The sequence below is a fragment of the Roseobacter sp. genome, assembly GCF_039970775.1.
Classification (GTDB): domain Bacteria; phylum Pseudomonadota; class Alphaproteobacteria; order Rhodobacterales; family Rhodobacteraceae; genus Roseobacter.
Map to the genome: position 1 here is coordinate 84538 of NZ_JBDVLG010000005.1, position 11449 is coordinate 95986.

Below are 11449 nucleotides of genomic sequence, written 5' to 3' on the forward strand. Positions count from 1 at the left end.
ATAAGCACATGTATGCATTTGACATAGAGCGGCCCACAACACTCGCTGATGCCGCAAGCGCCTTGGGCGGTGACGCGGTGGTGATGGGGGGCGGGCAGACGTTGATCCCCACGCTAAAATCACGGCTCGCAAGCCCGTCTACGTTGGTGTCGTTGGCGCGCGTGGCCGAGATGCAGGGCATTTCAACCACAGGCGGTGTTTTGACCATTGGCGGCGCAACCGTGCATGCTGATGTCGCCACCGACCGCACCTATGGCGCCGTGTCGAAATTGGCCGCTGGCATCGGGGATCCTGCGGTGCGCAACCGTGGTACCATCGGCGGGTCGGTGGCCAACAACGACCCTGCGGCTTGCTATCCGGCGGCCGTATTGGGGTCTGGCGCGACCATTGTTACCAATACGCGCGAAATTGCTGCGGATGATTTTTTTGTGGGCCTGTTTGAAACCGCCCTCGAAGAAGATGAGATCGTCACCGCCGTCAGGTTTCCTATCCCTGAAAAGGCAAATTACCAAAAGTTTGCGCAACCTGCTTCGCGGTTCGCGTTGGTTGGCGTTTTCGTTGCAAAATATGCGCGCGGCGTGCGGGTGGCTGTCACGGGGGCGTCTAACGAAGGGGTGTACCGTTGGAGCGCGGCCGAAGCCGCGCTTGGCGCTGATTTTTCAGCCGCCGCGTTGGAAGGTCTATCTGTTCCGTCCGACAATATGATCTCTGATCTGCATGGCTGTGGGGAATACCGCGCGCATTTGATCAAGGTGCTGACGGGCCGGGCTGTTCAACACGCCGCGTGAATATCGACCATTGGGCAGTGAAATCCCGCGGTGTTTCGCGGGCCTTTGCTGCCCAATGCTGTCGCTAAAGGGTGCTGAGGTTTCCGTCAAAATCGACCAAAATAACCCGTTGGGTTGGTGTGCGGTCTTTGATCTCTGCGATCTGGTCGCGGTCGGCCAAAACCAGCGCCGTGGATAGCGCATCGGCGACCGTAGCAGACGGCGCCTCAACCGACACCGAAGACCATTGTGGGGTCGCATGCGCGTGCAGGATATGGCCGTGCCCGCCCACTTGCGTTGCTGCGGGGCTTGATGTGGCAATCGCCCCGTTGTGCAGCTGGCGGGTGCCCAATCGCCCATGAATGGGGTCGTCGAGCCCCAACGTCCACGGCCCGCCGATGCCGCGAAATTCACCGATGTTGACCAAAGCCTGCGTGAACCCCAGCGTCGTTAGCATATTGGTCACCATGTCGGTGGCAAACCCTTGGGCGATGCCGTTAAAGGTCAGCGCCTGCCCCGCACCCAACGCCACTTTGCGGGTGTCAAACCGCACCCGGTGCCACCCGATATCATCACGGGCCCGCGCCGGGTCGCGACCAGAGGCCAGCGCGGCCCATACCGGTTGCACCGTTGGGTCAAACAGCCCCCCCGTCTGTCCAAATGCCACGTCGCAGGCCCCCATCAGGGATAAAAACGCAGCGGGGGGGGCATGCAACACACCTGTCGTGTTTAGGCCAACAAGGGTGGACGTTGGGTCATACAGGCTAAACAAACGTTCCATCTGGATGATCAGGGCGCGGGCCTGTTCCACGGCGTCGGCGGCTTGGTCTTGCGGCCCGTGGAGCGTTAGCGAAATGTCTGCGCCAAAGGCGTGGCCGCGCCAGTTTTGCGCATATGCCAGCCCCGGAGCCGCAGCACATGCCGCCGATATCGTCATGAAGCGTCGCCGAGACAGTGTCATTGTGCCGCAAACCCCAGATTGCGCCCCTTGGCGGCCAGGACCAATGGCACGCATTGGGTTTTATCGTCGTGGATGGTGACGCATTCAAGGCATTGAAAGCACTCTGAATACTGGATTTCTCCGGTTTTCTTGATCGCACCATAGCTGCATTTTACCTTGCACAATTGGCAAGGTGATCCGCATTCGGCGCGCCGTTCAATCCATTGGCGCCCCCGCAACAGGCCCCCAATAGCCATCACCGCGCCCAGCGGGCAAATATAGCGGCAGAACCCTTTGAACACCACCATCGACGACATCAGCAGGCCAACCGCATAGGCCACGTAATACCATTCGCGTATGAAAAACGTGGTGATCGCGGTCTTGAAAGGTTCGATTTCTATCGCTTTGTCCAACCGCGCGGGCGCTGTTACCAACAACACGATCATCGCACCAAGCACCACGTATTTCAGCCATTTCAACCGGTTATCCCATTGGGCGGTGGGTTCGATCTGCGGCAAACGTAGGGCGCGGCCGATGTGGTGGGCCAGTTCTTGCATTGCCCCAAATGGGCACAACCATCCGCAAAACAGGCCCCGCCCCCACAGCACAAACCCCAGTATCGTCGCCGCCCAGATCGCCAGCGAAAAGGGATCATAGAGCAAAAACGCATAGGAGCCGCCTTCGAGTGCGGTGCGGATCACGGCCAAGGGCGTCGCGATCGAAAGCTGCCCCTGACCCCACCAGCCAACGAACCCCAGCACGAACGCAAGCACCCCCAGCCGGATCGCGGTGAAATGTCGGTGACCGGCCAACCGGTTCAACCGCAGGCCCAAAACCGCGATCAACGCCGCCAGAAACAGGCCCAGAATGATCAGGTCACTTTGGCGATTGCGCAGGGCATCCACCCATGGCGGCGCGGGTGTGACGGGCACAACCCGGTCATAGAACCGTTCGGGCGTGACATGGGGGATATCCACGGTGATGGACCCGATTTCGGGGTGGAACGAGCCGTGCGCACGCAGGGCTTTGATGCGCAGGTCCCACGGCGATGTCGGGTCAAACCCCAACCGCCGGTCGGTGCGCAAGATCAGGGCTGTGCCATCGTGCAAGGCATCGGGCAGGCCCTTATGGAGGTCGATATAAATGTCAGAATCCCGAAACGCGATGGGAAAGCCACCCTGTTGTGCGCTGATCAAATCGGGCGCTGTGTTGCGCACGAAATCTGCGGTGATCAAACCGTGACGCGCTGTTTCGACCACCAAAACCGGTTCGTCGGTGGTGGAGATCGCCATAAAGTCGCGCAGCTCTTTGAGGCCGTCCTCGCTGAGCACCGCAGCGGCGATTGAGGGCGCACCCAGATCCACGACCCACAGATCCAGATAGGGGTCATCGGGGTTGGCCTTGGCCTCTGGGTCGTCGTCTTCCCACAAGGTTCCGGCAAATGCCGCATCAATATCGCGGTTGCTGACCACTTTGCGGGTCACGATGCCCTGGGTCACCAGATCGTCCCATGTCAGGTCTTCGTGGTAGGTTTCATTGGGAAACGCGGGGGGGCCGGCCGCGATCCCGCTCATCTTTTCGCGGGCGACTTTCAGCGTGGCAGCAAGGATGCTTTCATGGGCGATGCGCACCGAAGCCGTGCCCTTTGTGACCCCATCAAGATACACAAGCGCGGACCCGTCACTGGCCCCGCCGTAGGGCGACCCAACCACGAGGCTATCAGAGATAGAATGGCCGCGATATTGTTTGAAAAAATCATAAAATAGCTTTTCAGGCAGACCTGACACAAAGATCGGTTCGTTGTGCGATATCAACTGCACGTCCAAGAACCGCCCGTCCAGATCAAGCACCACCAACAGGTTGATCGCAGCGCCGGAAAAGCCGGGCAAGGGCGCCATATGTTCGGTCTCGAACACATAGCCTGCATCGGCGCCGCCAGAGTTTAAAAGTTGCCAGACGCCTTGATCATTCAACGGCTCGCCTAAAGACATGGGTGGCACGATGTAAGGGGCCAACATGTCCCTTGGCAGGGTCTCGGGCATAGCGCTCAATGTGGTGAAAACCCAACAGACAAGGGCGGTCACTACGGCGCTGGTGAATGATTGAGGTCGCATGGGCAAAGCGTAGTATCGGAACCTGTTTGAAGACATGCGACCAAGGTATGATGTGTGTCAGTGGTATGACCTGCGGGGGTGATAAACGTGGCCATATTTGACGGTGCGCGGTTGGGGGAACATCACGTGTTTCTGTCCATGCCGCCCCGGTGGGTGCCGGATATCGTAGCCCCCAATGTTGCCCGGCCGACGACCCAGCCCAATTTTGATATTACTTTTAGTCAATTTCCGAACGGTTAGAACAGGCCGCTTGACCCGATCATACCCAAACCTTAGGGAAAGTTCAGGTAATACGCCTATACATAACCCAGAAGGATGCCTGTAATGATGAGAACCCGCGCCGCTGTTGCTGTTGCCGCAGGCAAGCCGCTTGAAATTATGGATGTGAATTTAGAGGGTCCAAAGCGCGGCGAGGTTTTGATTGAAATCAAAGCGACCGGTCTATGCCACACCGATGAATTCACCCGGTCTGGCGATGACCCAGAGGGGATATTCCCGGCTATCTTGGGCCACGAAGGTGCGGGTATTGTGCTTGAAGTCGGCGAAGGGGTGACCACACTGGAGGCGGGCGACCATGTGATCCCGCTTTATACCCCCGAATGTCGCCAATGCGAATATTGTCTGTCGGGGAAAACCAACCTTTGCCAGGCGATCCGTGTCACGCAGGGACAGGGGTTGTTGCCTGACGGCACGACGCGGTTCTCGATGCTGGATGGGACGCCGATCTACCATTATATGGGGTGCTCGACCTTTGCGAACCACACAGTTGTGCCCGAAATCGCGCTGGCGAAGGTGCGCAAGGATGCGCCTTTCGACAAGATCTGTTATATCGGCTGCGGTGTGACGACAGGCATTGGCGCTGTGATCAACACGGCCAAGGTCGAGATCGGCGCGCGGTGTGTGGTGTTTGGTTTGGGCGGCATCGGTTTGAACGTGATCCAAGGGTTGCGCATGGCGGGTGCGGACCAGATTGTGGGCGTTGACCTGAACGACGACAAAGAAGAAATGAGCCGCCACTTCGGTCTGACGGATTTTGTGAACCCAACCAAGGTGGATGGTGATCTGGTTGCTCATTTGGTTGAGCTGACAGGCGGCGGTGCGGATTACACATTTGATGCCACCGGCAACACCACCGTCATGCGTCAGGCCTTAGAGGCCGCGCATAAGGGATGGGGTGAAAGCATCATCATCGGTGTGGCTGCCGCAGGTGCTGAGATTTCGACGCGGCCGTTCCAATTGGTCACCGGGCGTGTTTGGCGTGGCACAGCGTTTGGTGGGGCCAAAGGGCGCACAGACGTTCCTAAAATCGTTGATTGGTACATGGAAGGTAAGGTCGAGATCGACCCGATGATCACCCACAAGTTGACATTGGACGAAATCAACCACGGGTTTGACCTGATGCACGCAGGCAAATCCATCCGCGCAGTTGTGGAATTTTGATATAGCCGCATCCGTGGCGCTGTTTTGTGCTGCGGTGTTGGGGCGCGATTATGCGCTTATGTTGCGCCCTTATCCGTAAGGGCGCAACCCAGGTCGAATGCGACTGGTGCTACAAGGGCTACATCAGGCACAGCCCGCGACAGTCGTTGGTAACGTGGCGTTGCCCACCGCCCTGTTGCGTGTCGTTGGGCACGATACGGTGGAAAATGGCGACAAAGGGCGTAACGGCGCCGCGTTCCTTGTTTGCGTCCCAAGGAAAATCGGATCAACCACCCATTTTTCGAGTACGCGCGCATGAACAGTTCATGGACAAATTGATCAAGCTGTCATAAATTGTTGACAGAAACTGTCTGTATTTTATGACGAAATTTGGGGGGCTTAAGGACCGGTAAAGAGAAGATAGGTCATAGTGTCGTTCAATTAGAACTCTGGGAAAATACATGTTAAAAAAATGCCGCGCTGCGATGTTAGGTGCGATTGTTTCATCTTTATTGGTGGGCACGGAGGGTATGGCGCAGGCCGACACTTTGCGCATCGGTGGAACCGGCGTTGCCTTGGGTGGCATGACGCTGCTTGGTGCGGCTTTTGAACAACAAAACCCGGGCGTTACTGTGGACGTATTGCCCAGCCTTGGGAGCTCGGGGGGTGTTAAGGCCTTGGTCGCAGGCGCGATTGATCTGTCGCTAAGCGCGCGTGCATTGAAAGAGGCCGAGGTCGAAACAGGTGTCAAAGCGCGGCTTTACGCCACGACGTCCTTGGTTATTGTGACGTCGTCGCAGACCAATGCGGATGCAATATCCACCGAAGATCTCGCACGGATGTACGCTGGTGAGGTGGTTCAATGGCCGTCTGGTCAACCTGTCAGACCGGTCCTGAGACCAAAGTCTGAAACCGACACCAAAGTGTTGAAAAACCTGTCGGATAGCGTGGCGCGGGCGATTGACCAAGCATACGAAAGACCGGGGGCAGTGGTCGCGTCCACCGACCAAGAGAACGCCGACCTGCTAGAGCAGTTGGAGGGCTCTTTGGGTGCGGTGGCGTTGGGCCAGATCGCGACCGAAAAGAGGCGTTTAAAACGGCTTGCCGTTGAAGGTGCCGCATCAAAGCCCGCGGGTGGAACAGGGCTGTTCGACAAAACGTTGTTTGTTGTGATGCCTTCCAATCCGAGGCCTCTTGCAGCGCAGTTTTATGACTTTATCTTTTCACAAGAGGCGCAAACCATTCTTGCCGCCCATGACTATCTGCCTGCCCGGTGAGCCCGCTGTGAATGGTTCCCCCGAAATTATGAGCGCGCAGATCACGCCTGCGGTGGTGCGTTGTGCCACGCTCGCGGCTTTGTTTGTTGCGTTAATCGTCGCGCTATCGCCGCCTTTGTTGCGTTTTTACTATGGCGTTCAATATGAAAAGGGCCACGTTGAATCCGAGGCGGAACAACATTCTGGCACATTGTCGCAGATGGTCGGGCGCAACCCGTCTATGTGGCAGTTCGAAACGCTTCGAATCGATGAGGTCCTTCAAAATTCGGCGCCGCGCCACCAGGTGGTGGTATCCGACGCCAATGGCGAAATCGTCACGCAATCGGGGCCAGAGCATCTTCGAAGCCCGATGATAACAACCACGCAACCAATCTATGATGCGGGGCGTGTGGTGGGCGCGATCACCATCAACCATAGTCTGGCTGAATTGACCAATTCATCTGCGATTGTCCTTGGGGCGACGTCGATCGTCGCGTTTGTGACGTTTTTCTTTTTGCGCACCTTTCCGTTAAGTCTGCTGGCGCGCGCAACCAATCAAGCTAAGTTTCTTGCAAGTCATGACCCTTTGACCAACCTGCCGAACCGCGCGTTGTTCAACGAATGGCTGGTGCATTCTTTGTACGATATGGACCGCCAGCAAGGTGCGTTGGCTGTGTTGTGTCTTGATCTTGATCATTTCAAAGAGGTCAATGATGTGCATGGCCATGCTGCGGGCGATATGTTGTTGCGACAGGCAACCGACCGCATGATGGCCTGTGTAGATAGCGGCGATATGCTTGCGCGGCTGGGGGGGGATGAGTTTGCGATTATCCAGAAACTTGTGGATGTCACAAGCGCGCCATCCGCCCTTGCCGAATGTGTTCTGGCGTCACTTTCGGAACCGTATGCTCTCGAAACAGGTGAAGTTGTCGTCGGGGCTAGCGTGGGTATCTCAATTCGGAACGCGGGCGACAAGTTGGACGGCCAAACGATGCTGCGTCAGGCGGACATGGCGCTTTACCGTGCAAAAGAGGAAGGCCGCGGCGCATTTCGATATTTCGAAAACGATATGAATGAGGCGTTGATCGCGCGCAAACGGATTGAAGCAAACCTAAGAACGGCCATCACCCAAAATGAGCTGGAATTGCACTATCAGCCGCAGATCGATCTGAGCACAAATACGATAAAGGGCGTTGAGGCGTTGTTGAGGTGGAACCAGAAGGACGATGGGATGATCCCACCCGATGCGTTCGTTCCACTGGCCGAAGAGTGCGGTTTGATAGTTCCACTGGGGGATTGGGTCATCGGCGAGGCGTGTAGGCAGGCCAAAGAGTGGCCAGATCTGACGTTCGCGGTGAATGTTTCACCGGCCCAATTCCGGCAGGGTGATTTGGTTGCCACGGTGAAAAATGCGCTCGAACGCGAAGGCATAGACCCCAGTCGTCTGGAAATAGAGATTACGGAAGGGGTGCTCTTGAGCCATACAGATGAAACCATAGCCGTTTTGGCCGGTTTGCAGGCCATGGGCGTCAAAATAGCGATGGACGATTTTGGCACCGGGTATTCAAGTCTCAGCTATTTGCGTCGGTTCCCGTTCGACAAAATCAAGATCGACAAGTCGTTCACAATGGATCTGGGTCTCTGCGCGGATGCTGACAACATTATCGAAGCAGTTATTAAGCTTGGCGCCTCTATGGGTATGACGTCAAATGCGGAAGGCGTAGAGACAGTCGAGCAGGCAAACCTGCTGCGAAATCAGGGGTGTAAAGAAGTACAAGGTTTCTTATTTAGCAAACCATTGCCGTCAAAATCGATTTCTGAATTGTTAACCGACTGGCAATGGCAGAAATATCAAAACGTTGAGAGTTCTTTTTCTAAGCAAGAAAGACCGTGTTAAACGACATTTTTGACAATCCAGATAGGACGAAACCGACAAAGTTGAGCCCAAAATCTGAAGTGTCTGGCAAAACTGGACAGCGTGCTAAGATGTATCCAACATTGACGACGGGATGCACGAATGATGCAGAGACGCAGTTTTTTAGACAAGTTCAAAGTTACGGTGGCGCTTGAAGCACTTCGTGAAGACAAGACGGCGCAGGGGATTGCGGCTAAGCAGAAAGCTCATCCAACGTAGGTAACGACATGGAAACGGCAGGCGATTGATCGCTGCCTGGCAGGGTTATGCGAAGCATGATCCCGAGAGGGGGCTGACTGACGTGTTCTCTGACAAGGTACGGCGATTGGAAGACAGCGAGGCTTAGGTCAAAGAACTTCACGCCAAGATTGGCAAGTTGGAGGTCGAAATTGTTTTTTTTGTCACAAGGGCTGAAGCGATGAGCCCGAGTGAACGCAAGACGATGATCAACCGAGACCGCACCGACCTGAGCCTGACCAAGCAATGCAAGCTGCTGAAGATCAGCCGGTCATCGCTGTATTACGTGCCATTTGGTGTGAATGCGGAGACGTCGGCTTTGATAAGTGAAATTGACCGTGTGTTTATGAACTACCCGTTCTTTGGCAGCCGCCAGATTGCCGCCTACTTGCTGAGAAAGTTACCGATCACGCGACCAAACCATGTTTGGTGCAGCGACATTGCCTATATTCCGGTCCGGCGCGGGTTCCTGTATCTGGTCGCGATCATCGATTGGGTGACGCGCAAGGTGCTGGCCTGGCGGCTTTTGCGTTGAGGCATTGAACGAGGCCATCGTCAAATACGGCAAGCCCGAGACCATGAATACCGATCAAGGACTGGATTGAGCTCTACAACTCTGAGCGACCGCACACGGCCCTCGATAAACGGTCACTAGACGACGCACTCTTCGACCTAGAAAGAAGCCAAAAAGCGGCATGAAGCAAACCATATTACATCTTAGCTGAGCCGTAAAACTGTCCGAATTAGTGGGACCATTTCATTTTTTTAAACGGCGGCCTTGCGCGAAAATGGTATCGAGATAGTGCATTTGCTGAACATCAATCAACTGACACCAGCAGATGGTCGGTGATGGCGCCTACGCAATTTCAACCCATCAATTGAGTGTCGCATGATCCACGGCGACGCCGCGTTTGGTCATGAGCTTTTCGAGACCTCGACACGAGATACCAAGCCCACGTAGCAATGATCCGCGTGGAGGACGACAGAAGTCGGATAATGCGCGCCTTTGAAACTGTTCGATTTGCCACCTCCGGGCTGTGCTACACGGGTCGTTCATTGGATCATGGGTTGATCAATCGCAACAACCGTTCAGTAACTGGCGACACTATCGACTTGATCACGGGAGCAGGACATCCAAGATGTGTTTGGCGACGGTTGCGGGGTCTTCTTCATGCACCAGGTGGCCGTATCTTGCCAGGTTAACCACGGTCGCATTGGGCATCTTTTGTGCGGCGTCATGGGCAACACGCGGGGGCACGGTGCCGTCTTTCTCGCCTGTGATGAAACATGTCTTGGCGGTGATATCGGGCAGGGCGCTTATCAGGTCGGTCAATGACCATTGCGCCATCATCAGCAGCGTGCCGTCCACGTGGTCGCGGTCAGCGACCAATTTACGGTACTGGGCCAACCCGGTGGTGTCCAATTCAGACCCGGTGCTGCGGATCAAGGCCTGCACCCGTGTCGGCGAGGACGAGATCGTTGAAAAGACCCCGGCACTAAACGGCACCGCCGCAAGCAGTTTGGCAATGGCAGGAAACAAGACCCCCGCGATGCCGTCAAACGTATCGAGGGCGGGGTTAATGCCGACGATCAGGGGCGGTTCTCCTTGATCCGAACGCAGCGCTTGCGCAAGGGTTAGCGCAAGCGCGCCCCCGGCAGAATGCCCAACGATAGCATGCGGATGCCAGCCCTCTTGTTGACACAGGCGGCAGATATCTTCGGTAATCGCGTCCAGCCCGCAACGGTGGCGGGCCCCCAATTGGGTGAAACCTTGCCCCGGCAGATCCAGTGCGACGATATGATAGGTGCGCGCCAGATGCGGTATTAGTCCGCGGTACGTATGGGTGCTGCCCCCGGCGCCGTGCAACAACAAGATGGTTGGGCCGCGCCCCGTTTCCTGAACATGCCACCGATGCGGGCGGCACATCACTTGCCGCGATAGCGCTGCGTGGGGCCAATCGTGGGGGGGTGGCCAACGCATGGATTACTGCGCCAATGCGGCGCTGACGGCACCGGTGAGGGTGCGTGCATCGGCGCGCGGCAGGGGCATGTATTGTCCGCCCAGCTGAACCGAGAGCGCCTGCAACGCGGCATGCGGGCGTTTGCCCGTGTCGATCAGCACAGCATCAATCCCTTGGGCGCGGACCATGCGCGCCACGGTGTCGGCATCGCTGGCGGCGCGGGCGCGGTCCGCGCTGCCATCCAATGCGATATTGGCGCGCCCGTCGGTTAAGACCACCAAGGTTGGGGTTAGTCCCTTGGCGCGGCTTTGCATCGCCAATTGGGCCGCGTGTTGTAAGCCTGTCGCCAATGGCGTGCCGCCGCCGCCGGGCAATCCTGCCAGCCGTCGTTTGGTCTGTACCAACGAGCGTGTGGGGGGCAGCAACAGATCTGCTTGGGTGCCGCGAAATGTCACAAGCGCCACGTGATCACGGGCGGCATAGGCCTGCGTCAGCAACAGTTCGACCGCCCCTTTGGCCTCGTTCAATCGTGACACGGCAGCAGATCCAGAGGCATCCACCGCAAAGATCAGCACCCTGTCGGATTGATCCTGATACCGCTTGACGCGGATATCCGAGGGCCGGATCAAAAGCCCCTTGGCGTTGGGCTGGGTGCGCTGCCGCATCGGTTGCCAGGGGGCCGCCACACGCAGGGTCGCGACCAGATCGATACGGTTGCGCCCGTCCAGTTTGCCGGGCCGCGATGGCAAAGGCCGCCCGCGCCGATTGCCGGTGCGTTTTTGCCCCGCCCCGGCGCCACCTGCGTTGCGTGCGCCCCCTGCCGCGCCGACCCCGGCCAGC

General features: G+C 57.1%; 9 protein-coding genes. 5 read left to right on the plus strand and 4 right to left on the minus strand.

The annotated features are described in order from the left end of the window. Positions 1–8 precede the first annotated feature (8 nt). Positions 9–788 (plus strand): FAD binding domain-containing protein, encoded by a 780-nt coding sequence (locus ABJH13_RS01170; protein ID WP_348404378.1) that lies wholly within the window; start codon positions 9–11, stop codon positions 786–788. 64 nt (positions 789–852) lie between these two features. Here ABJH13_RS01170 and ABJH13_RS01175 read toward each other — a convergent pair whose 3' ends face one another. Further along, positions 853–1704, minus strand: coding sequence for an FAD:protein FMN transferase (locus ABJH13_RS01175; protein WP_348404379.1), 852 nt, complete (start codon positions 1702–1704; stop codon positions 853–855). Between the two features lie 20 nt (positions 1705–1724). Next, entirely contained in the window at positions 1725–3749 is a 2025-nt protein-coding gene (locus ABJH13_RS01180; protein ID WP_348404380.1) for a 4Fe-4S binding protein, read from the minus strand. A 399-nt stretch (positions 3750–4148) separates the two neighbouring features. Here ABJH13_RS01180 and ABJH13_RS01185 point away from each other — a divergent pair, with 399 nt between their 5' ends. The 4 genes from ABJH13_RS01185 to ABJH13_RS01200 all read left to right on the plus strand — a co-directional run bounded on the left by ABJH13_RS01185 (position 4149) and on the right by ABJH13_RS01200 (position 9183). After that, positions 4149–5261 carry an S-(hydroxymethyl)glutathione dehydrogenase/class III alcohol dehydrogenase gene (locus ABJH13_RS01185; protein ID WP_348404390.1) on the plus strand — a complete coding sequence of 371 codons (1113 nt, stop codon included), beginning with the start codon at positions 4149–4151 and terminating at the stop codon, positions 5259–5261. A 440-nt stretch (positions 5262–5701) separates the two neighbouring features. Next, positions 5702–6517 carry a substrate-binding domain-containing protein gene (locus ABJH13_RS01190; protein WP_348404381.1) on the plus strand — a complete coding sequence of 272 codons (816 nt, stop codon included), beginning with the start codon at positions 5702–5704 and terminating at the stop codon, positions 6515–6517. A 220-nt stretch (positions 6518–6737) separates the two neighbouring features. Then, positions 6738–8393 carry a bifunctional diguanylate cyclase/phosphodiesterase gene (locus tag ABJH13_RS01195; RefSeq protein WP_348404382.1) on the plus strand — a complete coding sequence of 552 codons (1656 nt, stop codon included), beginning with the start codon at positions 6738–6740 and terminating at the stop codon, positions 8391–8393. A 436-nt stretch (positions 8394–8829) separates the two neighbouring features. After that, the gene (locus tag ABJH13_RS01200) at positions 8830–9183 is read left to right on the plus strand and encodes a DDE-type integrase/transposase/recombinase (RefSeq protein ID WP_348404383.1); all 354 of its coding nucleotides are present in this window, start codon (positions 8830–8832) and stop codon (positions 9181–9183) included. A gap of 582 nt (positions 9184–9765) precedes the next feature. Here ABJH13_RS01200 and bchO read toward each other — a convergent pair. Then, positions 9766–10629 carry an alpha/beta fold hydrolase BchO gene (gene bchO, locus ABJH13_RS01205; RefSeq protein WP_348404384.1) on the minus strand — a complete coding sequence of 288 codons (864 nt, stop codon included), beginning with the start codon at positions 10627–10629 and terminating at the stop codon, positions 9766–9768. A 3-nt stretch (positions 10630–10632) separates the two neighbouring features. Next, on the minus strand, positions 10633–11449 hold an 817-nt coding region (locus ABJH13_RS01210; protein ID WP_348404385.1), incomplete at its 5' end, for a VWA domain-containing protein.

What these genes read in the sequence shown, in the direction of transcription:
- ABJH13_RS01170 (WP_348404378.1), top strand. Translation starts at nt 9, where the DNA reads ATGTATGCATTTGACATAGAGCGGCCCACAACACTCGCTGATGCCGCA.
- ABJH13_RS01175 (WP_348404379.1), bottom strand. Translation starts at nt 1,704, where the DNA reads ATGACGATATCGGCGGCATGTGCTGCGGCTCCGGGGCTGGCATATGCG.
- ABJH13_RS01180 (WP_348404380.1), bottom strand. Translation starts at nt 3,749, where the DNA reads ATGCCCGAGACCCTGCCAAGGGACATGTTGGCCCCTTACATCGTGCCA.
- ABJH13_RS01185 (WP_348404390.1), top strand. Translation starts at nt 4,149, where the DNA reads ATGAGAACCCGCGCCGCTGTTGCTGTTGCCGCAGGCAAGCCGCTTGAA.
- ABJH13_RS01190 (WP_348404381.1), top strand. Translation starts at nt 5,702, where the DNA reads ATGTTAAAAAAATGCCGCGCTGCGATGTTAGGTGCGATTGTTTCATCT.
- ABJH13_RS01195 (WP_348404382.1), top strand. Translation starts at nt 6,738, where the DNA reads ATGTGGCAGTTCGAAACGCTTCGAATCGATGAGGTCCTTCAAAATTCG.
- ABJH13_RS01200 (WP_348404383.1), top strand. Translation starts at nt 8,830, where the DNA reads ATGAGCCCGAGTGAACGCAAGACGATGATCAACCGAGACCGCACCGAC.
- bchO (WP_348404384.1), bottom strand. Translation starts at nt 10,629, where the DNA reads ATGCGTTGGCCACCCCCCCACGATTGGCCCCACGCAGCGCTATCGCGG.